Origin of the sequence: Zoogloea oleivorans, assembly GCF_008107625.1 — a bacterium.
GTDB lineage: Bacteria > Pseudomonadota > Gammaproteobacteria > Burkholderiales > Rhodocyclaceae > Zoogloea > Zoogloea oleivorans.
In genome coordinates this window covers 106466-130229 of record NZ_SDKK01000014.1, presented here as the reverse complement: position 1 = coordinate 130229, position 23764 = coordinate 106466, and the positions used below count along the sequence as shown (strand labels likewise).

General features: G+C 61.3%; 18 protein-coding genes and 1 tRNA gene. 6 read left to right on the top strand and 13 right to left on the bottom strand.

Annotated features, from left to right (window positions below; all coding sequences use genetic code 11):
* Positions 1 to 13: 13 nt before the first annotated feature.
* Positions 14 to 1306, bottom strand: coding sequence for an extracellular solute-binding protein (locus tag ETQ85_RS15665; RefSeq protein WP_148580006.1), 1293 nt, complete (start codon positions 1304 to 1306; stop codon positions 14 to 16).
* Between the two features lie 149 nt (positions 1307 to 1455).
* On the opposite strand from ETQ85_RS15665, the gene ETQ85_RS15660 reads away from it, so the two are divergent.
* Positions 1456 to 1923: a hypothetical protein gene (locus ETQ85_RS15660; RefSeq protein ID WP_148580005.1), complete on the top strand. Its 468-nt coding sequence runs from the start codon at positions 1456 to 1458 to the stop codon at positions 1921 to 1923.
* 10 nt (positions 1924 to 1933) lie between these two features.
* On the opposite strand, the gene ETQ85_RS15655 is transcribed toward ETQ85_RS15660, so the two are convergent.
* From ETQ85_RS15655 to ETQ85_RS15645, 3 genes are read right to left on the bottom strand one after another with little or no spacing between them, the layout of a single operon-like run.
* Positions 1934 to 3739: a putative bifunctional diguanylate cyclase/phosphodiesterase gene (locus tag ETQ85_RS15655; RefSeq protein ID WP_148580004.1), complete on the bottom strand. Its 1806-nt coding sequence runs from the start codon at positions 3737 to 3739 to the stop codon at positions 1934 to 1936.
* A complete protein-coding gene (locus ETQ85_RS15650; RefSeq protein ID WP_148580003.1) occupies positions 3736 to 5262 on the bottom strand; it encodes a cyclic di-GMP phosphodiesterase in 1527 nt (508 codons plus the stop codon). Before ETQ85_RS15650 ends, ETQ85_RS15655 begins: the two co-directional genes overlap by 4 nt.
* Before the next feature lie 53 nt (positions 5263 to 5315).
* Positions 5316 to 6353, bottom strand: a complete 1038-nt coding sequence (locus tag ETQ85_RS15645) for an aldo/keto reductase (RefSeq protein WP_148580002.1) — start codon at positions 6351 to 6353, stop codon at positions 5316 to 5318.
* A gap of 153 nt (positions 6354 to 6506) precedes the next feature.
* On the opposite strand from ETQ85_RS15645, the gene rlmM reads away from it, so the two are divergent.
* The 4 genes from rlmM (at position 6507) to ETQ85_RS15625 (ending at position 13216) form a co-directional block, all read left to right on the top strand.
* Complete coding sequence (gene rlmM, locus ETQ85_RS15640) at positions 6507 to 7595, top strand: 23S rRNA (cytidine(2498)-2'-O)-methyltransferase RlmM (RefSeq protein WP_148580001.1); 1089 nt, start codon at positions 6507 to 6509, stop codon at positions 7593 to 7595.
* Positions 7596 to 7676: 81 nt separating this feature from the next.
* Positions 7677 to 9170 carry a DEAD/DEAH box helicase gene (locus ETQ85_RS15635; protein WP_148580043.1) on the top strand — a complete coding sequence of 498 codons (1494 nt, stop codon included), beginning with the start codon at positions 7677 to 7679 and terminating at the stop codon, positions 9168 to 9170.
* A gap of 227 nt (positions 9171 to 9397) precedes the next feature.
* Entirely contained in the window at positions 9398 to 10210 is an 813-nt protein-coding gene (locus ETQ85_RS15630) for an ABC transporter substrate-binding protein (RefSeq protein ID WP_148580000.1), read from the top strand.
* Between the two features lie 12 nt (positions 10211 to 10222).
* Positions 10223 to 13216 carry a bifunctional diguanylate cyclase/phosphodiesterase gene (locus ETQ85_RS15625; RefSeq protein WP_148579999.1) on the top strand — a complete coding sequence of 998 codons (2994 nt, stop codon included), beginning with the start codon at positions 10223 to 10225 and terminating at the stop codon, positions 13214 to 13216.
* Here the strand turns inward: ETQ85_RS15625 and pdxR are convergent.
* Entirely contained in the window at positions 13213 to 14679 is a 1467-nt protein-coding gene (gene pdxR / locus ETQ85_RS15620; protein ID WP_148579998.1) for a MocR-like pyridoxine biosynthesis transcription factor PdxR, read from the bottom strand. The genes ETQ85_RS15625 and pdxR overlap by 4 nt on opposite strands.
* A gap of 85 nt (positions 14680 to 14764) precedes the next feature.
* On the opposite strand from pdxR, the gene ETQ85_RS15615 reads away from it, so the two are divergent.
* Positions 14765 to 15412 (top strand): pyridoxamine 5'-phosphate oxidase family protein, encoded by a 648-nt coding sequence (locus ETQ85_RS15615; protein WP_148579997.1) that lies wholly within the window; start codon positions 14765 to 14767, stop codon positions 15410 to 15412.
* Here ETQ85_RS15615 and ETQ85_RS15610 read toward each other — a convergent pair.
* The 8 genes from ETQ85_RS15610 to ETQ85_RS26975 all read right to left on the bottom strand — a co-directional run bounded on the left by ETQ85_RS15610 (position 15396) and on the right by ETQ85_RS26975 (position 23355).
* Positions 15396 to 15653 carry a hypothetical protein gene (locus ETQ85_RS15610; RefSeq protein ID WP_222862189.1) on the bottom strand — a complete coding sequence of 86 codons (258 nt, stop codon included), beginning with the start codon at positions 15651 to 15653 and terminating at the stop codon, positions 15396 to 15398. The genes ETQ85_RS15615 and ETQ85_RS15610 overlap by 17 nt on opposite strands.
* Positions 15654 to 15955: 302 nt before the next feature.
* Positions 15956 to 16031, bottom strand: a tRNA-Thr gene (locus tag ETQ85_RS15605).
* A gap of 101 nt (positions 16032 to 16132) precedes the next feature.
* Complete coding sequence (locus ETQ85_RS15600) at positions 16133 to 19933, bottom strand: pilus assembly protein (RefSeq protein ID WP_187394732.1); 3801 nt, start codon at positions 19931 to 19933, stop codon at positions 16133 to 16135.
* A gap of 29 nt (positions 19934 to 19962) precedes the next feature.
* Complete coding sequence (locus tag ETQ85_RS15595; RefSeq protein WP_148579994.1) at positions 19963 to 20643, bottom strand: hypothetical protein; 681 nt, start codon at positions 20641 to 20643, stop codon at positions 19963 to 19965.
* Positions 20636 to 21904 (bottom strand): PilW family protein, encoded by a 1269-nt coding sequence (locus tag ETQ85_RS15590; protein ID WP_148579993.1) that lies wholly within the window; start codon positions 21902 to 21904, stop codon positions 20636 to 20638. The genes ETQ85_RS15595 and ETQ85_RS15590 overlap by 8 nt, the downstream gene beginning before the upstream one ends.
* Positions 21870 to 22331 (bottom strand): type IV pilus modification PilV family protein, encoded by a 462-nt coding sequence (locus ETQ85_RS15585; RefSeq protein WP_148579992.1) that lies wholly within the window; start codon positions 22329 to 22331, stop codon positions 21870 to 21872. Before ETQ85_RS15585 ends, ETQ85_RS15590 begins: the two co-directional genes overlap by 35 nt.
* Before the next feature lie 14 nt (positions 22332 to 22345).
* Positions 22346 to 22966 (bottom strand): GspH/FimT family pseudopilin, encoded by a 621-nt coding sequence (locus tag ETQ85_RS15580; protein ID WP_148579991.1) that lies wholly within the window; start codon positions 22964 to 22966, stop codon positions 22346 to 22348.
* Positions 22927 to 23355, bottom strand: coding sequence for a type IV pilin protein (locus ETQ85_RS26975; RefSeq protein WP_281283102.1), 429 nt, complete (start codon positions 23353 to 23355; stop codon positions 22927 to 22929). Before ETQ85_RS26975 ends, ETQ85_RS15580 begins: the two co-directional genes overlap by 40 nt.
* Between the last annotated feature and the right edge of the window lie 409 nt (positions 23356 to 23764).

The following is a 23764-nucleotide window of genomic DNA, read 5'->3' as shown; positions in this document are numbered from 1 at the left end:
TAGCCCCTCAGACTCAATCCAGCGTACGGGAACGGGCCACCGCCGTGTCGAGCGCCAGCTTGGACGGTTTGCGGTCCTCCCAGACCGATTCGAGTTCCTCTTCGATGATCCGGCGCACCGCGGCACGCTGCGGATAGCTGCTGGCGCGGGACACGGAAGTCACCGGCTTGTGGGTCAGTTGCTGTACCGCGATATGAACGTTGGCCAGATCGGATGCCAGCAGACGGCTCTCGGATGCCAGCAGACCAGCCCGGTTGAGGGGCAGATAACCGGCATTGCGTTGCCATTCCACCTGACTTTCACCGGTCAGCCAGAAACTGACGAAGCGGGCCGCAGCCTTGTATTCAGCGGGCTTTTTGCCCGCGGCAATCCACATGGCGGGGCCATCAGCCAGCGTGTTTTGCGGTGCGCCGTAGTACTCCTCGTGATACGGCAGGGTCGCAACCCCCACATCGAAAGCAGCCTGCCGCTTGAGCGTCGGCCAAGCTGCGGAAGGCGCCGTCAGAACACCGCACTCTCCCTTGGCAAAGTGCTCTGTCGCCTCATCCTCGCGGCCGAAAAGATGCAGGTAGCGAGCCTTGACCCACGAGGACAGCATCGCCACGTGCTTCACTTCAAGCATGCCATTGATGACGAGTGCCGACTTCTTGCCCTCGCCAACCACCGGCTCGTTGTGCCAGGCACTGGTATTTTCCACCAGGATCCAGGCCGGCTGGGCGGTGGTGTAAGGGCAAGTCTGGCCTGCGGCTACCAGCTGGCCGAGCGTTTTTTGAAGCTCCTGCCAAGTCTTGGGCGCCTTCTCCGGATCAACGCCGGCATCCCTGAAAGCCTGCTTGTTGTAGAACATGACGGCCGTGGACAAACCCATCGGCAAGGCCACGAGGCGATTGGCGCTGTCCAGCGGAGTCGGGGTCATCACTGCCGGTGCCTTCAGGGTTTCAAAGCGCTCCCCGGCGTCCTTCATCACCTGATGCAGCGGACGATAGCGCGGCGGGCCTGCCAGAAAGTCGGGGAGATCCCGCTCTCCGAGAATCATCAGGTGCGGCGTGGAGCCCTCGTTCCAGCGACGGTCGTGGATGACGATCTTCGGGCCGGACGTGGTGGCGTTGAAACGATCCACCAGCTTCTGGAGTTCGGCGCCCTTATCGGCGCCAAGGCTATGCACCAGCTCGATTTCCTTCACTGACGGATCCGTGGCCTGAACGGCTGCCGGCTTGGCCACCGGTTTTTTAGGTGCAGCAAACGCGGTATTGACGCCCACAGCCCCAAGGGCAAGGCACAGGACGGTACGGCTGAAATTGTTCATGGGAAGCTTGTCCATCGACAGAAGAGGGGCGAATCAATGTTCAATTATAAGGAGAAGCCGACAAAAACGGATGGATGGATTGGTAATCGGATGTTCAAGTCCGCCCCCTCGAGGCCGTTGACTCTTGCAGGCAACATCACGTTTGAGTCATGACAAAACCACACATCCGCTTCATGTTTGGACTTGCCATCAGCGCAACCCTTCTCGGCGGTTGCGAGCAGCTTGGCATCCCCGATCCTGCCAAAACGGAAGCCCAGGCAGAGGCTGACGGCAAAGCCATCGGTAGTGCCTGTCGCCATGCCGGACGGGCGATTGAGGATTGCTTCACACTCAATCAGGCCGCCCAGAAAGCCGCGGTTTTTGCCGGCTGGAAGGAGATGAACGACTACATGGTGGAAAACAAGATCGTCGAAATCGCGCCGCAACTGCCTCCTCCCCTGCCGCCGGCGGAAGCCAAAGCTGCAGCGAAGGCCAAACGTGCCGCAGAGAAGGCGGCAGCCGAAGCGCAGAAAGCGCATGCCAACTCCGATGCCGACAAAGACAGTCACGGCGATGCGGAAGCAGAGGCCGCGACCGAACCCGAAACCCCGCGCAAGCGTCGCAAGCCTGCCGAATAAGCTGAACGGATTAACTGATCAAGAGCTCGGCAACACCGGCTTTCCACCAGGCGATGAATTTGTCGACGGGCATGGCCTGCGCGTAAAGATAACCCTGCGCACAGCGACACCCCATCGCCAGCAGAACCGCCTCGGTTTCCGGCGTCTCAACCCCTTCCGCCACCACCTCCAGCCCGAAGGTATGGGCGATACGCACCATCAACTCGACGATCGAACGGTCGCTGTCCGACAGGGTGATACGCTCGACAAAGGACTTGTCGAGCTTCAGCTCGTCCACCGGCAGCCGGCGCAGATAATCCATCGACGAATAGCCGGTGCCGAAATCGTCGAGCGCCAGACGGCCGCCCCCCTGCTTGAGGGCCTCAAGGGTCCGGACCGACATCCCGTCCGTGGACACAAGCCCGCCCTCTGTCAGCTCAAAACACAAGCGGGAAGCATCAATACGCCAGGCTTCACAAGTCTGGCGAATAAAGATCGGCAATTCAGGATCGCTCAAATCCTCGGCGACCAGATTGACCGACACGCGCGCGTCGCACCCCGCAGCAGCCAACGCGGCCAGAATCTGCACCGCCTGCTGAATCACCCAGCGGGAAAGCTCCGGCATGAGACCGATACGCTCCAGCACCCGCAGGATTTCGGGCGGCGACACGCTGCGTCCATCCGGCCGATGCCAGCGCAACAAGGCCTCGGCGCCGACCAGACGCCGACTTGGCAATTCGACCTGGGGCTGCAGATGAAGCTGGAACTGACGCGCTTCGAGAGCCTGGGCGACCTCGGTTTCGAAACTGGCGTCCAGCCTCGCCTTGGCAGCCACATCAGCGCAATAGACGTCGAACAGGCGCCCGGAGGCCTTGGCCACCACGAGCGCCGAACGCGCGGCATGCTCAAGCCCAAGCGGGTCGGCAGCATGTTCCGGAGCCCAGCCGCCGCCCGCACAGAAACGACCGCGCAACCTTGAAAACGCATTGCTGCGCAGCGCCTCGCAGGCATTGACCAGTTTGTGACCCGCCAGGGAAACCTGGGCCGGATTATGCAGGTCCGGCAGAATCACCGCCCACTCGTCATCCCCGAGGGCGCACAGCACGTCACTGGGCCGGAGCGCCGCATGCATTGCTTCAGACAGGGCCAGACGAAGGTGGTCGCGTTCATCAATGGCCAGCACATCCACCGAACGCCCCCACTCTACCGCCAGCACAACCAGCCCGAGCTGACCTCCCTTGTCGACAATCCGCAGATGATTGGCCAGGAGCGTCAGGAAACGACGCCGGTTGGGGATCCCCAGAACCGGATCTCCGTCCTCGGCACACAGGCGAAAGGCCTGCTCCTGCTCGATGGAAACGTCCGACAACAAACCGCCAAGACACCAGCCGAGCCTGACCAGTGCCGACAAAATGTCGAGTTCCAGCCGATAAACCATGGCCCGCTCGCCAAACAGACGCTGCTGGCAGATTGCGATCAGCCCCTCGATAGCCATGAACGGAAATTCCGCCACCGCGCCGGCCAGATAGCACTCCGACCAACGCGCAGCAAGCGATGCTGGCCAGGCAGGGGAGAAACTCCACTCGGCAATCCGCGCCAGTTCCCCGCAAAACGCACTCAAGGCAGGCCCGACAATACCGTCCCCGCCTTTTCCGGCCAGATCGAAGCGCTGACACAGGGCCGCAGCCAGCTCATCCGACCGGACAATCCGGCCAAACGCCCGAATCGCCGCCTGTTCGCCCTGCCCCAAACCATAACGAAGGAGCAGGCGCGCCAGCGCGTCCTCATCCAGGATCTGGCCGGGATGACCCGCCAGGCGAGGTGCAGGCGTGTTCATGCCAGATAGAACTCCGACGGATCGACCCCGAAAGCGCCCGGCTGCAAGGCCCTGGAGATCACATAAGGCTCGCCCGTTGCAGAGGGCGGGTCGTAGAGAAGATCGAGGGTCTTCGGATAGGCGTTGGGCTTCTTGTCCGGCCCGAGCAGGATCATCACACGGGGCTTGAGACGACGAATGCGGTTCTGGGCCACCACCACCGCAACTTCGCCGGAGTTGAGTTCAACCAGCGTGCCCACCGGATAGAGCCCGATGCACTGCACAAACTGATCGACCGTGCTTTCGGAAAAAGTGATACCACGCCCGGCCCGCACGGTGTCCAGCGCAACCTGCGAGCTGGCCGCCTCACCGTAAGGCCTCTCGCGGGTCATCGCACAATAGACATCGCAGATCCCGGCGGCTTCGGCCAGCAGGCCCACGGCCGCGCCGCGCAAGCCGTTCGGATAACCACTGCCATCGCAACGCTCGTGGTGGCGGCCGACAATCTCGAGAATCTGCGGCGTCGCCTGCGGTGACGCAGAAAGAATCTGCAGGGAGTAATCGACATGCGCCTTGAAAATCAGGTATTCCCGCGGCGACAGCGGACCCAGTTTCTGCAACAGGCGCACCGGCAAGCGCAGTTTTCCCACGTCCTGCAGCATTCCTGCCATGCCGAGGGTTGTGACCGACTCCTCGCCAAGCCCCAGTGCACGCCCAAATATCATGACGTGAGCGGCCACATCGAGGGAGTGATCGTAGCTGTATTGGTCGGTCTGCTTGAGGCGCACCAGCCACAGCAGCGCATCCGGATTGCGCGCAACGCTCAACACCATTTCCGACACCACGCCGCGCAAGGGCTCCAGATCGGGGTTGAGGCTGCTCTGCACATCCCGGGCGATCTGCTCGAGTAGAGCATGGGCACGCGTAACCATCGGCAGTGCGGCGACAATTTCCTCCTCAAGGGGAACCACCGCCTGGACATACGCCATGCCGGTAGGCCCACCCGCTGCGGCAGACTGCTCAGCAGGCGTCCTGGCGGGCGAAGGCGGGCGCCCCGAACGCCTGTTCTCAGTCACCAGTGGGCGGGAGGTGCCAAACGGATCCGCAAGATTACCCGGCGTTTCTTCGTCAGGCACCGTATGTGAGGCGCCTCCAGAGACATCCGGATAGCGGTGAAACCAGGGAGCTGACGATGCGTCCGCCGCGACGCCGGAATCCCTCACCCCACGCCCCGACAGGGCACGAAGTGAGCGCAGCAGTGCGAAGAAATCCAGCGGCTGACGCCGTACTTCGGGGGGCACCTGAAAAGAGCTCAGCGCGGTGGACCGATCGAGTGGCGGATCACTCTTCTCGACGGGTATCGCGCGCCACGCATCGCCAGCCGAACGGGAGCGATCCACATAGACAAAGCGGCACTCCCGACGCACCTGTTCGAGCGTCTCCTGATCCTCGACGAGGAAACCCTGCATCAGAAAAGGCGACTCCAGCCAGGGGCGATCCAGTTCTGTAACGAACATGCCGATCCGCAAGTCTTGCGTCGCCACGATTTCCTTCAACACACCCTCCCACAAACTGCGCCACGTCAGCAGCCAATTAATTACGGCGCCGGATTCGTAAACTGGAGATGCAGCGCATCGATCTCAGCCAGAACCTGATTATCAAGACGCCTCTCGCACGCACGGAGATTACCCTTCAACTGGGCAAGCGACGTGGCACCAAGGATAACGCTGCCGACAAACGGCCGGCCCGCCACGAAAGCAATGGCCAGTTCGGCCGGTGTCATGCCATGCCGACGGGCCAAATCCGCATAGGCCGCAACCGCCGGACGCACATTTGGCTTGTCATAGCGCTGACCAAAGGCGGGAAACAGGGAGAGCCGCCCGATCGCAGCCGGATCGTCCAGGTACTTGCCAGTAAGCTGGCCGAAACCCAGCACGGAATAAGGCAACAAGCTGACCTTTTCACGGAAGCAGACTTCCGCCAGCCCCTGCTCGAAAACCCGATTGAGCAGGTTGTAAGCATTCTGCACGGAGACGACCCGTGGTAACCCCAGCTCATCTGCAGCCTGCAAAAAGCGCATCAGCCCCCATGGATGCTCGTTGGACAAACCCACGTAACGGATCTTGCCCTCGGCAACCAGTTCTGCCAGCGTCACCAACTGCTCCGGAATAGGCGTTGCCGAGCGCTCCGCCTCTGGATCGAAACGCCACTGGCCGAACATCGGCTGGTTTCGTGCCGGCCAGTGAATCTGGTACAGGTCGATGTAATCAGTGCCCAGCCGACGCAGGCTGCCCTCTACCGCAGTGCGGATGTTGTCCTGATCCAGCGCCAGGGGACCACCGCGAATCCAGTCCATACCCCGTGACGGCCCGGCCACCTTGGTGGCCACCACCAGCTTGTCGCGAGGCTGCCCCTTCAGCCAGGACCCGACAATGGCTTCCGTCGCACCAGAGGTTTCTGCCCGGGCGGGCACCGGATACATCTCGGCCGTATCGATGAAATTGACGCCATGGCCAAAGGCCGCATCCAGCTGGGCGTGCCCATCCGCCTCGGTATTCTGCTGGCCGAAGGTCATCGTGCCGAGACATACGGAAGAAACCAGCAAATCGCTGGCACCAAGCTTGCGGTATTCCATCGTTACGCTCCAGAAATCGGCGTTAAAAGGCTGCACACCGATGATCGGTTATCATCCGCGCAAAATCCACCCGGCACCGGGATGTTAATGACCCGGACGACCCGCCCCGGATTTTACCCCCTCCTCCAAGTCCTTCTGCCGCCCTTGCTACCCATGCCGACCGCCCCCCAGCCCTGCGAATCCCTCGGTCTTCTCGTGCAATGCCGCCCCGGCTTTGAAGCCGATGCCAGCCTCGAACTCCAGACCAGCGCCAGCGCCGCGCGCCTGGAAGGCAAGATCGAGGCCCGGGCACAAAGCGGATTCATCGTCCTGACCCACGACAAGCCCACACCCCACGACGACGTGCGGCGCCGGCTCGACCTCTCCCGGCTCATCTTTGCCCGCCAGAGTTTTCATGTTCTCGCGATGCTCGACGCCCTCCCCGAGCGTGATCGCCTGACTCCGCTCCTGAAGGCCATTGAATCCTTCGGTTCGCGCTTTTCGGCCCTGCTCCTTGAAACACCGGATACCAACGACGGCAAGGAGCAAAGCGGATTCCTCAAGCGCTTTGCCCCGCTGCTTGAGGCCGCCCTGACCAAGGCCGCCCTGCTACGCCCCGACTCGCCGCACCTGCCACGCCTGCACGTGTTTCTCGTCGGCACCCAATGCGCCTACCTGGGCGTCAGCGTCGCCAGCGAAGGATCCAGCTGGCCTATGGGCATTCCCCGCCTGCGCATGCCGAAGGACGCCCCGAGCCGCTCCACCCTCAAGCTCGCCGAGGCCATCCTCACCCTGCTCAGCGCCGACGAACAGAAAGCCACCCTGCGTCCCGGCCTGCAGGCCGTCGACCTGGGTGCAGCTCCCGGCGGCTGGAGCTGGCAACTGGCGAGCCGCGGCCTGCGCGTCACCGCCCTCGACAACGGCCCCCTCGCGCCCTCCGCCATGGCCACCGGCCTGATCGAGCATCTGCGCGCCGACGGCTTTACCTGGCGGCCCAAAAAACCGGTGGAGTGGATGGTCTGCGACATGGTTGAACAGCCGTCCCGCATCGCCCCGCTGATGGCCGAATGGGTTGCCACCGGGCGCTGTCGCCGGAGCATTTTCAACCTCAAGCTGCCGATGAAACGGCGCTATGAGGAAGTGGAGCGCTGCCGAGCCCTGATCGACCAGCGCATGCGTACCGGGAACATCAAATACACATTGAGAATCAAGCACCTCTACCATGACCGCGAAGAGGTCACGTGCTATCTCACACGGCGCTGAATCCAACGCGATGTATAATGGAAAACTATTCAAATGGTGCACTGCACTAAACTGCAGCTCACCCAGATCGTGACCACATCCATGTCGTTTTCCGAACTCGGACTCATCCCAGAACTGCTGAAGGCCGTTGCTGAAGCCGGTTACACCGAACCCACGCCCATCCAGCGCCAGGCCATTCCCGTCGTACTGGCCGGCCACGACATGATGGGTGGTGCGCAAACAGGCACCGGCAAGACCGCTGGTTTCACCCTGCCACTGCTCAACCGCCTCGCCCGTCATGCCAGCACGTCCACCAGCCCGGCCCGCCACCAGGTTCGCGCGCTGATCCTCGCCCCCACGCGAGAGCTGGCCATGCAGGTGTTCGAGTCGGTCAAGATGTATTCCAGGCACCTCCCGCTGCGCAGCACCTGCATCTATGGCGGCGTGGACATGAACCCGCAGATCCAGGAATTGCGTCGCGGCATCGAAATCGTCGTCGCCACGCCGGGCCGCCTGCTCGACCACGTCCAGCAAAAGACCATCGCCCTCGGCCAGGTCGAGTTCCTCGTCCTCGACGAAGCCGACCGCATGCTCGACATGGGCTTCATCCCGGACATTCGCCGCATCCTCGCGCTGCTGCCTGCCAACCGGCAAAGCCTGCTGTTCTCCGCCACCTTCTCGGACGAGATCAAGAAACTCGCCGACCAGATGCTGAAGAACCCGCAACTGATCGAAGTCGCCCGCCGCAACATGGTGAGCGAAACCATCAGCCACATCGTGCACCCGGTTTCCAGCGGCCTCAAGCGCAACCTGCTGGCGCACCTGATTCGGCACGAAGAAGAAAACGCCCAGGTGCTGGTGTTCGTCGGCACAAAGTTCGGCTGCAGCCGCCTCGCCCACTTCCTCGAACGCCACGGCATCTCCGCCGACTCCATCCACGGCGACAAGAGTCAGCAAGCCCGCACCGAAACTCTCGAAGCCTTCAAGAGCGGCAAGATCCGCGTCCTCGTCGCCACCGACGTGGCCGCCCGTGGTCTGGACATCGAAGATCTGCCCTCGGTGATCAACTTTGAACTGCCCCACACTGCCGAAGACTACGTTCACCGCATCGGCCGCACCGGCCGGGCCGGCAAGTCGGGCAAGGCCGTATCACTGGTAAGTGCAGAAGAGCGCCATCACCTCGCCGACATCCAGAAGCTGATCAAACTCGAAATCCGGCAGGAAATCGTTCCCGGCTTCGACCCCGAGCCCGACTTCTTCGATGCAGAGGGCAGCAGGCGCAAACGCAGCCCAACGGCAGCACCGGCAACGCCGCGCAACGCCCCGACAGCAAGCGCCACAAAAGAGCCCGCAAGCAGCACCGGCGACCGCAAGAAGCGTCCGGAACGGGAGCGTGGTGAGCAACGGCCGGAACGCGAACGCGCACCTCACCGCGGTCGCCAGCCGAACCATATCGCCGCGGACGGCTTCGACTTCAGCAAGCCTTACGAGCAACCCTCAGCCATCCCGAAGACCGAAGATGCATCGGCAGACAGCCTGCACAAGCCGCAGCGCCCAATCGCCTTCCTGCTGGGCGGCCTGGGCCGCAAGCACTGACAGCCAGTCCCTCCGTCCGAGCCCAACTATTCTGGCTTGGACGATTACAGAAAAGGCAAACACAATCTGCGCATGCAAAAGAAAAAGCCAGCCTGAGGATTGGCTTTTTTGTTCCCTGTGGGATAACACAGTCTCCGCCGCTATCCGGCCTTGCCAGTGCGAGTCCGAGCACCCGATCCGGTGGCCCATGCGGCCACTGTCTGAGCTACTTCGCCGAGAGAGCGGAAATGAAGCGTTTTTTTCTGGCCGGTGCGTCCACCCTGTTTCTGGCTCAGACGGCCTTCGCCCAATCGGGGCTCCTCGAGAGAATCCAGGCTGCCGGTGAGCTAAGGGTGTGCATCTGGCCCGACTACTACGGCATCTCCTACCGCAACCCCAAAACCCAGCAACTCGCCGGCATCGACATCGACATGGCAACTGCCCTGGCGGCCGACCTGGGGGTGTCCCTGAAATTTGTGAACAGCTCCTTTGCGACGCTGGTAGACGATGTCACCGCCAGGCGCTGCGACATTGCCATGTTCGCCATCGGCATCACGCCCGCGCGCGCCGAGAAGTTGCGCTTCACCGCGCCGCATCTGGTGAGCGACATCTACGCCATCACCACCAAGAGCAACCGGCGGATCCGCCAGTGGGACGACATCGACAAGCCCGGCGTGGTGGTGGCTGTGGCCAAGGGCACCCTCCACGAGCCCATCATGCGCGACAAGCTGCGCCAGGCCACACTGCTGGTCACGGAGACCACCCGGGGACGGGAGCAGGAGGTGGAATCCGGGCGCGCCGATGTCTTCATGACCGACTTTCCCTTCAGCCGACGCATGCTCGAAACCACCGATTGGGCCCGCCTGGTGGCGCCTTCGGCCGTCTATCACCTGACGCCCTACGCCTACGCCATGGTCAAGGGGGATGAGCGCTGGCATGCGCGCGTCGAGCGCTTCATGGCCAAGGCCCGCCGCAACGGTCAGCTGATGGCGGCCATCCGGCGCCACAAGCTCGACCCCATTGCCGCCCCAGCCACGCCTGCCGGATCCGCTTCGGAATAGGCCCCGCAGCTCATGTCACCGCACACCCGCCGGGGCCGGCGCGCCCTGTTCATCGCGATTGTCCTGCTGGCCAGCCTCGGCGCCTTCGCGGCAACCTCTTATGTCGTCTGGCGCCTGCGCGTCGAGAACATCGATCGCCAGCTCGAGGCTGCCGCGCTGAGTGCGCGATCCTTCGAAGATCATCTCACCCAGAGCTTCAGCGCCATCGAACGCAGCCTCGTCCATGCCGCAGAGGGCGACCAGCGAGCCGCCAGCCTGACCCATTTTCTGCGCCACGCTCCCTACCTGCGGTCCATCGCCGTGCTGGGCAGGGATGGACGCATTGTGGTCAGCACGGACCGACGCAACCTTGGCGCACGCCCACCACTTGCAGAGTTCCTGCCCCGGACAACCGGCCCGCTGGAGGACTTGCGGGCAGGCCCCTTCAGGAATGGCCGCGATTTCCATGACTCAGGCTCCCCGCAAGCGGGCAGCGGCTACATACCGGTGTCCATCGACGTTCGCCAGGGCGACGCGCACTGGGACACGGTGGTGGCCTCGGTCAATCCGGACTACTTCCTCAATTTCTATGGCAACCACATCGCCCCGGAAGATGGCACGGTGGAACTGCTGCGCTACGACGGTCATCTGTTGCTGAGTACCGATGAGCAGGCCATCCCCGGCAGACCTGACGGCAATGGGGGGCTGATCGCCCGGCTGGCCGACGCAGAGGCCGGACGCCTGCAGGAGACCCTCCCCGATGGCCGCACCGTGCTGACCGCCTATCGGGCGTCCCGGGCCTACCCCTTCGTGCTCGTCGTGCGCATGGACAGGGAGCGGCTGCTGGCCGGCTGGCGGCTCGAGGCGATCCATACAGTGAGCATCGTTGCCGCAGCCTTCCTGTCGACCCTGGCGCTGGCCATCCTGTACTTCTTGCGTTTCGAGCGCCTGGCACGGGATCAGGAGCGGGACCAGGCACGCCAACGCATCGCCGCCATCGCCTTCGAATCCCAGGAAGGGATGGTGGTGACCGATGACCAGGCCCGCATCCTGCAGGTCAACAAGGCTTTCACCCGGATGACGGGCTACTCTGCCGAAGAAGCCATCGGGGTAAGCATGAACATCCTGAAGTCAGGTGTGCACGATGCCGACTTCTATCGGGGCATCCGGACGAGCCTGGCAGAAGCCGGCACCTGGGCCGGGGAGATCATCAACCGCCACAAGGACGGTACGCTCCATCCCCATTTCGTGACCATCACTGCAGTCTGCAACGATGAGGGCGAGGTCACCCACTTCGTCAGCGCCCAGACCGACATCACGGAACGCAAGCGCGCCGAGATCGACCTGCGCATCGCCGCCGCGGCCTTCCAGTCCCGGGAGGGCATGTGCGTAACCGACGCCACCGGCGTGATCCTGCGGGTCAACCGGGCCTTCACCAAGGTGACCGGCTACAGCGCCGAGGAAGCTGTCGGGCAAACCCCGCGGATACTCCGCTCCGGCCGCCACGACAAGGCCTTCTACGAGGACATGTGGCGCTCCATCGACGCCACCGGCTCCTGGGAGGGCGAGATCTGGAATCGGCGCAAGTGCGGCGAGCTGTTTCCCGAGTGGCTGACCATCACCACGGTGCGGGACGACGTCGGGATTGTAACCCACTACGTCGCCACCCTGACCGACATCACCCAGCGCAAGGAAGCCGAATACGAGATCCGCAACCTGGCCTTCTATGATCCGCTGACCCGTCTGCCCAACCGCCGCCTCCTTCTGGAGCGGCTCAAGCACGCCCTGTCGGCCATCACCCGCAGCGAACACGGCGGCGCGCTGCTCTTCATCGACCTGGACAACTTCAAGACCCTCAACGACACCTACGGCCACGACATGGGCGACCTGCTCCTGCAGCGGGTGGCCGAACGGCTCGCCGGCTGCGTCCGCGAAGCCGACACCGTGGCCCGCCTGGGGGGCGACGAGTTCGTGGTGCTGCTGGAAGACCTCAGCGGAACCCCACAGGATGCCGCCCTGCAGGCCAAGACCGTCGGCGAGAAGATCCTCGAGGCCCTCAACCGGCCCTACCCGCTGGCAGACCACGAGTACCACAGCACGCCGAGCATCGGCATCACCCTCTTCTCGGGCCCCCACAACCTCAGCGACGATCTGATGAAACGGGCCGATCTGGCCCTGTATGGTGCCAAGGCCGCCGGACGCAACACCCTGCGTTTCTTCGATCCGGCCATGCAGGCCGCCGTTACGGCCCGGGCCTCCCTGGAGGCAGATCTGCGCAAGGGGCTGCAACAGGGCCAGTTCGTGCTCCACTACCAACCGCAGATCGATGACTCGGGCACCATCTCCGGCACCGAAGCACTGGTTCGCTGGCAGCACCCGAGCCTGGGCCTGGTGGCCCCGACGACCTTCATTCCCCTCGCCGAGGAAACCGGCCTGATTCTCCCTCTCGGCCAGTGGGTGCTCGAAACCGCCTGCCGGCAGCTCGCCACCTGGGCCGCCGTGCCTGGCCGCGCCCATCTGAGCGTCTCGGTGAATGTCAGCGTGCGCCAGTTCCGCCAGCCCGACTTCGTGGCCCAGGTACTGGCGGTTCTCGAACGTACCGGCGCCGCGCCCGGCCGGCTGCAACTGGAGCTCACCGAAAGCCTGCTGCTGGACGACGTGGAAGAGGTCATCGCCAAGATGGAAGCCCTGCGTGCCCGGGGTGTCAGCTTTGCCCTCGACGACTTCGGCACCGGCTACTCCTCCCTGTCCTACCTCCGGCGTCTGCCCCTGGACCAGCTCAAGATCGACAAATCCTTCGTGACCGACATCATCGGCAACGCCAACGATGCGGTTATCTCCCAGACCATCGTGGCCCTGGCCCACAGCCTGGGGCTGGCAGTGATCGCCGAAGGGGTCGAGACCACCGAGCAAAGGCAGTTCCTGGCCCTGCAGGGCTGCCGCTCCTATCAGGGCTTCCTCCTCAGCGCGCCCCTCGCCCTGGCCGATCTGGAAGCCTTGCTCGACCAGCCAGCCGGCGCGGCCTAGCCGGCTTTTTCCAGGCTCTCGCTGGCCAGCCCCAGGCGGTCGACCAGTTCCGGGATGCGGGCCGACTCGGCCATGCCGTAGCCGAGCACCAGCCCGTTGCCCCCGGTGGCATCCGCGTAGTAGAGGCTCAGGGGCCGGGCCGTGACGCCCAGCTCCCGGGCGGCGCTCACCAACGCCCTGTCCGGCAGGTGGGCGGGCAGCTGCAGCACCAGATGCAGCCCGGCCTGCCCACCGAGAATCTCGCAGCGTTCGCCGAAACGGGCCGCAAGCGCCTCACGCAGCACCGCCTGCCGCTCGCGGTACACCGGCCCCATGCGCCGCAGGTGGCGGGTCAACTGCCCGCTCTCCAGGAGCCGGGCGAGGGCCCGCTGCTCGACGGCCTGCCCGCCCCGGTAGAGCTTGCGGATCCCCTCGCCCACTTCGGCGGCGGCCCAGCGCGGCACCACCATGTAGGCGATGCGCAGCCCCGGATAGAGCAACTTGCTGAAGGTGCCGACGTAGATCACCGGCGCGTCCGGGCGCAGGCCCTGGATGGCCGGCAGCGGGCGGGCCCCGGGCTGGGCGTGGTTGTAGTCGCTGTCGTAGTCATCCTCGATCAGCCAGCCGCCGCCGGCCTGCACACCCGCCAGCAGGGCCAGGCGCCGCTCCAGGCTCAACACGCTGCCCAGGGGGTACTGGTGCGAGGGGGTGACATAGACCAGGCGGGGCGGGGCCGCCTGCCACAGGCCGGGCGCAGGCGCCATGCCGTCCCGGTCCACCTCCACCGGAACCGGCTTGAGCCCGGCGGCCAGCATGGCATTGCGGGCCGCCGGGTAGCAGGGGTTCTCCAGCCACACCGTATCGCCGTTGTCTGCCAGCAGCCGGGCGCAGGCATCCAGGGCCACCTGCCCCCCCGCCACGATGAAGACCTGCTCGGGCGTGCACGCCACCCCGCGGCGTGCCGACAGAAAGGCCGCCACGGCCCGCCGCAGTTCGGGCTCGCCCCCCGGTTCGGCATAGGCCAGCTGGCGGGCCGTCACCTCGTCCCAGGCCCGGTGCAGAAAGCGCGCCCAGGTGCCCCAGGGAAATGCGTTCAGATCCGGCACACCGGGGGCAAAGGGCAGCAAGGATTCACTGCGCGTGATGGCCGGCAACTGGCGCGCCCGGCGCGACAGCATGTCTGCGCCGGCAGGCCTGTGTTGCGGGCTGAGGCCAGCCGTGCCCAGGGGCAATGTCGCCACCCGGGTGCCGCCCCGGTCGGCCTCGACGAAGCCTTCGGCAAGCAGGAGCTGGTAGGCAAACAGCACGCAGTTGCGCGCCATGCCCCAATCGGCGGCCAGCTGGCGGGTGCCGGGCAGGCGCGTTCCGGGCGCCAGGCGCCCGTCGAGGATGGCCGCCTTGAGCAACTGGTACAGGCGCAACTGGCGCGCTTCACTGGCAGCGGCAGGGTCATCAAGGGCAGCGAGAACGAGGGCGAGGGGCATCTGGCTCCATGAGCGAAGAGTCGGGTGGCCCCATGAATGGTGCCACGGCCTCGCTATGCTGGCACCTCTTATCCAGGAGTCCCCCATGTCGAAGCCGTCCGCCAGCCCCCGCACCGAAGTCCGCCGCAAACCCCAGCGGGCCCACCACGACACCGCCACCGTCCACGCCATCATCGATCAGGCGCTGGTGTGCCAGATCGCCTTCAACCAGGGCGGCAGCGTGCACTGCCTGCCCACCGCATGCTGGCGCGAGGGCGAGTACCTCTACATCCACGGCGCCAACAATTCGCGTCTGACCCAGACCCTGCTGGAGGAGGAATGTGCAGTGTCCATCACCCACCTGGACGGGCTGGTGCTGGCCCGCTCGGCCTTCCATCACGCCATGAACTACCGTTCGGTGGTGATCTACGGCCGTTTTACAGCGGAGGACGATCCGGACGCCAAGGCGGCCGCGTTCAAGGCATTTGTCGAGCACGTCAGCCCGGGCCGTTCGCCCCTAGTGAGGCCGCCGTCCCGGGCCGAGCTGGCGGGCACGCGGCTGCTGCGCCTGGCCCTGGATGAGGCGGTCGCCAAGATCCGCAACTGGGGCGTGGAAGATTCGGAAGAGGACATGGCCATTCCGGTCTGGGCGGGCGTGCAACCCCTGGCCCTGACCGCCAAGCCCCTGCAGCCCGAGGCTGGCTGCGGGGAGCAGATGCCACCCGCGCCGCCGGCCTTCATCGGTCGCGCTTGAGTTCCGCGCGGTGCAACCGGCGCCACGTCGTGAAGGACGCGATGCCGGGCGCGAGCCACAGGGACAGCCACAGCCCCGCCAGCACGGCCAGTGCCAGCGCATTGGGCGCCGAACGGGTAATCGCATAGATGACGGCCAGGGCGACTGCCGTGATGCTGACCGCCGAAACCACGTAGAGGATCGCCAGCTGGCACACGAAGAGGCGAACGAAGGGCCACAGCGGAACCGCGACCAGCCGCATCTTTCCCCGGCGAAACGCGACCCAGCAAATTGCCGCACAAAGGGCGATGGATGCCGCAGCGAGCTGGAGCCAGAACTCGGTTGTCCATGCTGCCCTGCCGCGGATGAAATGACAGGTTACGAAGACTGGCATTAATCTCGAACCCCCTTCTTGCACGCGCGCAAGGCACACCTGCTACAAATACCTACAGAAGCATCTCCACCCCGGCTTTCAAATGGAACAACGTTGATCGCTACGGGAGCAATCACGAACAGACGCAAAAAGGCCAACCCCGAAGAGTTGGCCTAAGTGCTTGTTTCTTATGGTGCCGCTGGACGGAATCGAACTGTCGACCTTCGCATTACGAATGCGCTGCTCTACCAACTGAGCTACAGCGGCCCCGAGGAAAAGAATTATACAGGGCGACTCCAGTCACTGCAAGTGCTTATCTGAAGGGCTTAATTTTTTACAGAAACTGACTCACGAATCTGCGCACTCAATCACTGTCCGATGATCCTCCAGTTGAGAACGCGCGGATCCCCAATCCCACCAACCTGGCTCCCGATAAATGCGGGGCCAGACTCTGCTGCACTGAAAGAACCCATCAGCCGGATTGCCGACCCGTAGCGAACCAGCCTGAGCCCCACAAGACCGGAACTGGAAGAAATAAACTCAATGGGCACCCGCGCATTACCTTCAGTTTTTGCAAAGGCCGACTTGGCCGTCCCATATTTCACGGCGTAAGTTGAGCTCTCACCGGCAGGGTTGCACTTGTCCTGATTCATCAGCGTTCCCACCCATGAAACAAGACCTTCATTAGCTTGCGGATTGATGATGACCTGCTCTGCTGCGGTCCCACTTCGCCCCGTCAGATCGTAATACCATCCCATCGGCTTGTCTCCCGCCAGCGTGACACCTTCGATGAGGCTGGTAACCTGAACCATCTTCTCCCGCTTTACCGGAAAATCAACGCCGGTAGGCAACTGGTTCGCCTTCCCCTCTTCCGTCGTATAAGGGTTGGTAACCGTACCGTCACGCAAGGCATAGAAGGTCTGGGTCTGCGTATTGTTCCTGTCGTCATTGTGTAAAAGGCGCCCCGTCCCCACAAACACATAACGAGTCAAGTCAGAGGCAATCTCAACCAGAGGCTCCGTCGTCACAGGCTGCGCGGTACCTGTTGCCGTTTCCAACTTTGCGATCGGCGTGCTCAGATCTGGAACAGTCGCCGTCGCGCTAGTGAAATCAAAGCGCCAAAGGTTACCGAGCAAATCACCGGCATAAAGCTGATCCATTTTCATGTCAGAGTAGTCAGGCACGTAGCCCGACACATGCGCCAAGCCGGCCGGTGTGGCCGCCGTGCCCTGGGCAGTCTTTATCTTCTGGAGAAGAGTACCGTTCTTTGGATTCAGAACAAATATCACGCCCTTCCCCGGAGAACTGCCGGTCGAAGTGCCCAAGGTATTGTTATAGCCGGCGGCAATCACAACAACCCACCCCCATTTGGGTGTTTTTACGATGAAGGGGCGACCATAGCTAAAGCCCATATCCTCATGGGTAAACTCCCAGAGAACCTTTCCGGCTACATTGGTTTCCGATGTAAAGCTGGATGGGTCCGTCACATCGACGGCAACGTAACTACGCCCCCCTTTCCCCAGACCAACAACGAGCAAGCTCCGCCAATCAGAATCGGTTGGCGTAGCCGAGGTACCCGCGCGGTTGAAATCCACATCCCGCACGAAGGGGGTAGCGTTGACATAATAGTGATGCAGATAGCCGTTATCCGTGAGCGCCTTCAACCCACTTACGCTCGGCTGATTGTCGGGCCCGTTAAAAACCGCGTTGGGCACAAGCGCAAAAAGCTCTTTGCCCCCATCGGTGGAGTCCACTCGCGCATCGAAGGCATGGAGCATTCCGTCATTGGCACCGACATAAACAACGGGTTTGCGTGTAGCCTTTGCCGCCTTGAAAGTGGAATATCCCGGATTGAACGCGTCCGCATACACTGCGCTGGGTGGTCCAACATAAGTTGCTGCCGAATCGACGATATCGCCCAAAACAGAAGCCCGATAACGGAATGTCTTGCGAACAGACAAGGTCGACTCCTTGCTTGTATCGCCTCTCAGGTAATTCAAGACGTTACCCTGTTCGGTCTCCGTAGAACCCAAAGCCGTCTTCTGGGCAGCGGAAAGACTAGCCAGACGGAAGGGAGCGCCAATCAAGGTGCCTGAATCATTGGGCTTGAGGGTAACGACATTGCGCGCGGTATCCCACCCTGCACCTGCAACCAACGTATCCAGCTTGGCTGCCGCACTCCACTTCATCGTCGTACTGATGACTCCGGTCGCAATGTTGATGGAATCAATTTTCATCCCGCGAAGATCACCTGACCAGTATTGCGAGTCATAGCGAGTCTGATAGGTAGCGTCCGCAGTCAGGGTTTCGGAGATGGATAACGAGGTCAAGCCAGCCCCTGCCCCTGCAGCAATCAGTGAATTGATCTGACTAAACGCCGACGAAAGACCGGACAACAGGCGATCTGGATCGGACGCGGGGAAATAGGCATCAGGAATTGCGACGCCCTTGTACTTCTCCCCAAGGGCATTCCACTCGCCGTCATCCGGCACACCATTGCCGTTCGTGTCGTTGAAGGCGCCATACTTGGCAGCTTTTTCGTACTGGTTATTTGCCGCCTTGACTGAATACTCCAGGGCATCAACCCAGAAAGTCTTGATGCGCATCTTCGGAAAATCGGAGCGCAAGGGCTTGGTATTGGCGGCATAAGCCAGACCAGCGATATAGTCGGAATTCTCGTTGTAAGAGGGGAGTTTCGTGACCCAGGCTCTAGCAGTCTCCCCGGCAAACCTTTCACCGCTTACCGCTGCGTTGATCGGCGGCTCCCCCCCGGACAAATTATAATCGCAACAGTTGTTGGTATCACCAATACCGATGATGAATTGCTTCTGGCACAAGCCACCATTGAGCGCCGAGAACATGGGGTCATCCCACTTGGTAATAACCGGAAAATTATCCTTGATGTTGGCTATCTGCGTCGCAGTCACACCTGCAGGCATGTTAGAAAACGCGGCCACGTTACCAATCCCGGAAGGGCCGAGAAGATAACGCAAACCCACTGCATACATTTCACTCACGTTATCGTAGCGTTTAAAACTACGCGCCTTGTAGCCAAAAAGGTTCAGGTAGTTAATCGCGCCAGTCAATTCAACGGAGGTGTCTCCCCCCTTGTCGGCAGGAAACGGGTTGCTGGGGAAGGCACCTGTTTCATAAATTTCCTGCTTCGTGTCTCGAATCTGCGCCTTGATCACCCCGCCGTCCCACGCCTTCAACTTTTCGTCATCGCCGTAAGTTGAATTATTCAGATTCAAGTAACTGACGGCACCAAAGCGCATCTTGTTGATATTTTTTTGCATCAGGCCAACAGGCTTATAAACAATTTTATCCTTGTCAGCGTTCTGATATTTCTGACAATAAAAATTGTCCTGATACTCATGCTTGCTCGTGTCGGTCCCATCACAAACAAGGACGCGAACAGGCAATTTTTTTACGACTGTCGAGCCTGGTGAATCATCGGAGCTGTAGCTGAACTCAACATCAATACCCTTGTGGAGGACGACCGCGACGAGATTTTTGGTATCACTCCTATCCAGTGCGGTGTACTTGGGAATGAGCGAGTACGAAATAACCTTGTTCGGAAAGTTTTTATCCTGCCCTTGATCATTCGACCATCCTTTTACCAGGACAGTCTTTCCGACGGGAGAGGCTGCACTGAAATCCAGGGGTTCATCTATATCCCGTGCCCCCCCGGTCATGGCCCAGCGAAAAAGATCCGAAACTTGCATGGTTGCCCAGTTCAGATAGTTACCGGACCATTGCTTGGGGCAGGAAAAGTCGACTTCGTTGGACGGGCCTGCGTACTTGAAATACTTGCCAGCTTCGTCAAACGTGTAACAGAACTTTGATTCAAAATATCCCAGATACTTTCGCGTCGTTTCAAAATAGGGATCAGCAGTCGACTCAGCTTTAAGTGCGGCCACCCCCGCCGTATTACCCTGACTGAAATTGGCGTGACTCAGCGCGGTCGGAAACTCAACCGACAAGGCCAGCATCACATTTGCCGGAACCGCCTCCTGGCTTGCAGAAATAGGCAGATCGGCAAGCGCGGTGTCCGCAGCGCGAGCGGCTGGAACAATGGCCGTCCACACCGCAGCGGCAAGCATCAGCCTCGATGCGGACCCCCTGAAGAAACAAGCAGAAGCTTGGGTGAAGCTTTCGGAATTTTGCATAATTATCGATCTCCGGAGCAGCAACTGGCTCATTCTTCCGTAAAGGCCACAATCCATTGGGAATACGTCAGGCTGTTTCGAACCCCATCGGTACGAACGGTAATCCGGTAAAGGGGCGACGCTGTGGATCCGGGTTTTTCGGGCCAGCCGGTTCCCCCACGCGGGGAATAACCCGAAAGCATGCAATTGGCCTTAGTGGACGGCCCATAAGAATTGCACATACGTTCAATCAGGAAGCGCGTCTCGTCTGTACCCTGAGTTTTAAGGGTCCCAGCCGTGAAGGTACTGTCGAACTTTGCCTTGTCTTTGAGAATGACAGGGACTCCGTTCTCGTCGGATTCAAGCAGGCGTGGATAAAAATTAAGCGAAGCCCAAATCGACGCCTTGCTGCAGGCAGTACCGGTGCCCACAGGAGGCGGGCACCCGGCAATGGAATCCTGATTGGCGCGAAAGTCACTTAATTTCATCTTGGCAAACGCCTGGTTCAGGCCCCGCCCCGTAGCGTTGAGAGCCTGACGCTTGAAACCGATGTTGCCCGACAGAAGAGCCGACGTATCCACCGAACTCAACAAGGAAACGCCACCCAGCATCATCACGACCAGCACGACAAGAACAACAGCCAGAACAGCGCCGCCTTGCCCCGTGGTGGAGCGCCCTCGTCGAACCGACATTGACGGCAAACCCTGATATTCGTTAGCGCGATTAGACATTGGGAGGCGTCTTCATGTTTCGGAGAGGAATCACCCACTCATAGACCTGATACTGATAGCGTTGCTCATCAGTGGTCAAATCACGGGAAAACTTTCTTGACTCCGGTAGATCCTGAAAAAGCAGCAGCTTGCTCATCGGGGCATCGGACGCCACCGGCTGGGATGAGCGGATGACCATTGCGATGCGAATAGCCTTGATATATCCGATTTTCTGCTGTGTTGCCAGGGTTCCATTCATCAGCTCAGCCATCGTCCATCCCGCTTCGGACGGTGAAACCCATTCATCCACGGCATTGTCGTTATCGACACCACCTACGCCGTTATCCAGGCCGTAACGCGCCTTGATCAGGAAAATGTTTTCACTGAAAACCTGGGGATCCATACGATTGAGCACATCATATTGAACAAGTTCGCCATTGCTATTAACGCCGAGCAGAGCGAACGTCGGCAAGTTGCGCAGCCCCAAATGAAAAGCTGCGGGTGCCTTTGTATAAATCGACGCATCGACTGTTCCGTAGGTCGCCTCATTAAGTGGAATTTCCGCACTGGAAATCGTTGCCACCTTGATTCCAAGAGAGGCATCAGTCGCGACGGTCACCGGTGCAAACGTGCTCTTGGCCTGAACCACACGACAATCCCCCGGATCATTGGGAATATCCTGCGGAACCGCCAAGAACAGATCGTACAAGGAAGCGTCTGTCGACGTCTTGATTCCCATCCCGATAGCGGGAGTGGGAGAAACAACCAGGGATCCTCCCGAAACGGAAGAGAAGGAAAGCGGCCGATTACCGGCGGCCGAGTCGCCAGCCATGACCAGAATGACATCGGAAGCGCTGCTTCCTCCATTCAGGATGGCTACCGGCATGGCTCGCAAGGTCTGCGTAACGCTGGCAAAGGGGCTTGGAAAAGCCGAAGCGCGTGGCAGGACTGCAGTCCCTGCGACATTAACCAGAAGTTTGCACCCCCAGACTTTCGAGCCCCGCGCGAGCCCCCCACCGGCCTCCTGAATGACCAGATCGAGCCGCTGGGCAGCGATCGCCGCAGATTGCAGGGCGTCGCCCACACCGGAAAGATTTCGACGATATATTTCGCTCGACGAATAGCTCTGCATGATGACCAGGCTGGCAATAAGGCCAATCAACATGCCCACCATCATCTCGATGAGACTCAGGCCCGCCTGCGTGCGGCGCGTCCTCGTCAGAGAACATTTTTTCGAGGGCCGGATCTCAGAACAACAGCGCTTGCGTCTCATAATTGCCATGTTCCATTTCTTTTTGCTTCACAGCCTTGTCGCTGGTACCAGAAGAAGGCAAATCCCACTGGATCCGTACCGTTACCGTGAAGGTGTCGACAGAAGCTCCGCTCGCAACATCCACCTTGACCTTGGGATTAGGCAATTTGCTGGCACCGGTTACCCGCGTCTCGAACCAGGTGCGGGTAGACGCGCCACCGCCGCCGCCTTCAGAGTCATAAGCGTAGTTGGCGATCACGACACTCCGCTTGTCCACCGACATTTTGGCGATCAGTTCATCAGCAAGAATCGCTGCTTCAGTACGAAATCGGCTATCGGTAACAATCCGTGTGGAGGCTGCCTGAAAGCCAATCATCCCGAGAAGGCCAAGGGAAAATATCAATAGCGCGACAAGCGCCTCAAGCAGGACATATCCACGGACATCACGGCGTTTCATCGCCCCTCCTGCATTCAAGGACATTCGGCGGCCGTCAGAATGGGCTGACATGCCCTGGGGTTTCCACTGGGATATGCCGGATTACACATTTTCACCGCACCGCCCGGCGTGACGAATACACAGTAGGCCAGATCCGTACCGGTTCGCGACACCCGATAAACCTGCTTCGCACCCACCGCCGCTCCTGTTGAGTCGAGGACACGGCCGGCACCGCTGAAGCGAATGCTGGCCGGCCCCGCGTAACTCAAGCCCTCCGACACTTGCTTGGTCACGCTGCCATTCACGTATCGATTGCTCGCCGTGGCATCGACCACCCTGATGATCCAGTTCTTTCCATTGTCAGCGGATACCACCGTACTCACGGCGCTCACGCTTGGCGTATCGTTGGTCAAGGCAAACTCCACGTCGGCGTTACGCCGAATCGCTTCCGTTTCGGCCTGACGCAAGGCATTCTGAATAAGCTCGGAAGCCGTACCAACCGAACTGCGCCTGATCCAGTCACTCATCGCCGGAAGGCCGACCGCCATCAGGATCGCGGCGATGGATACCGTGACCATCAGTTCCAGGAGGGTCGCACCTTGCTCGGTGCGGGTCCTTAGCTTGGACACGACGTCCCCTTGCTGATCAGCCAGCAATTACCGCTACCGGTCGGTGTGGCCGACTTCTTTTCGCCACTTTCGTTGATCGAATACCAGTAACCACTCATGCCATTGGCCGACTTCCCCGTCACCTTGAGGGTGAAAGTGTCTTTCGTACAGGTCGGGCTGTGGGTAATCGTAAAAGGAATATCGGAAAACGAAGCGCTGAAATCGGGGCAGGTATTATCCGACAGCAAATAAGACCGGTTGGAGTTATAGACCTGCTCCATGCGAACCTTTGCTTCCGACAAGGCTTCGGTGCCTTGCGCGATTTTTCCGCGCGCAATGAAGTCCGTATAGGCCGGCATGGCTACTGCAGCAAGAATGCCGACGATCACGACGACGATCATCAACTCGATCAGGGTGAAACCACGCATCTTTTTCATTAACCTCTCCTCAGGCATACATAATCCCGCCAGCGCGGGTCCAGCGCGAGCAGAGAACGACGGGCGGAGACTTCGCACAGATGAGCGGCATGGGGTGCGCGGCCATCAACGCCCTATCCTTCCTGTAGCCACCACCGCCCCCCGTCGCTGTTTTCGATGACGCTTCAGACAGCACCGCCTCTTGCCATCGCCACCGCCCTGTCCGTCGCCCTGCACCTTGCAGCACTGGTGACATATGGTCCATTGCCAGGCACCGCCACGGAAGCGCCATCGACCGTAAAACCCCTGCAGGTGCGGATGAACACACCCCGCCCTTCCGCCACTCGGTCAACACCGCCGCCCCGCGCAAGCCACACTTCGCCACCAGAACTCAAAACACCGATACCTGAGGTGACGACGCCCGCCCCAC

Coding starts and splice junctions, on each gene's coding strand:
- ETQ85_RS15665 (WP_148580006.1), bottom strand. CDS start 1,306: ATGAACAATTTCAGCCGTACCGTCCTGTGCCTTGCCCTTGGGGCTGTG.
- ETQ85_RS15660 (WP_148580005.1), top strand. CDS start 1,456: ATGACAAAACCACACATCCGCTTCATGTTTGGACTTGCCATCAGCGCA.
- ETQ85_RS15655 (WP_148580004.1), bottom strand. CDS start 3,739: ATGAACACGCCTGCACCTCGCCTGGCGGGTCATCCCGGCCAGATCCTG.
- ETQ85_RS15645 (WP_148580002.1), bottom strand. CDS start 6,353: ATGGAATACCGCAAGCTTGGTGCCAGCGATTTGCTGGTTTCTTCCGTA.
- rlmM (WP_148580001.1), top strand. CDS start 6,507: ATGCCGACCGCCCCCCAGCCCTGCGAATCCCTCGGTCTTCTCGTGCAA.
- ETQ85_RS15635 (WP_148580043.1), top strand. CDS start 7,677: ATGTCGTTTTCCGAACTCGGACTCATCCCAGAACTGCTGAAGGCCGTT.
- ETQ85_RS15630 (WP_148580000.1), top strand. CDS start 9,398: ATGAAGCGTTTTTTTCTGGCCGGTGCGTCCACCCTGTTTCTGGCTCAG.
- ETQ85_RS15625 (WP_148579999.1), top strand. CDS start 10,223: ATGTCACCGCACACCCGCCGGGGCCGGCGCGCCCTGTTCATCGCGATT.
- pdxR (WP_148579998.1), bottom strand. CDS start 14,679: ATGCCCCTCGCCCTCGTTCTCGCTGCCCTTGATGACCCTGCCGCTGCC.
- ETQ85_RS15615 (WP_148579997.1), top strand. CDS start 14,765: ATGTCGAAGCCGTCCGCCAGCCCCCGCACCGAAGTCCGCCGCAAACCC.
- ETQ85_RS15610 (WP_222862189.1), bottom strand. CDS start 15,653: ATGCGGCTGGTCGCGGTTCCGCTGTGGCCCTTCGTTCGCCTCTTCGTG.
- ETQ85_RS15600 (WP_187394732.1), bottom strand. CDS start 19,933: ATGCAAAATTCCGAAAGCTTCACCCAAGCTTCTGCTTGTTTCTTCAGG.
- ETQ85_RS15595 (WP_148579994.1), bottom strand. CDS start 20,643: ATGTCTAATCGCGCTAACGAATATCAGGGTTTGCCGTCAATGTCGGTT.
- ETQ85_RS15590 (WP_148579993.1), bottom strand. CDS start 21,904: ATGGCAATTATGAGACGCAAGCGCTGTTGTTCTGAGATCCGGCCCTCG.
- ETQ85_RS15585 (WP_148579992.1), bottom strand. CDS start 22,331: ATGAAACGCCGTGATGTCCGTGGATATGTCCTGCTTGAGGCGCTTGTC.
- ETQ85_RS26975 (WP_281283102.1), bottom strand. CDS start 23,355: ATGAAAAAGATGCGTGGTTTCACCCTGATCGAGTTGATGATCGTCGTC.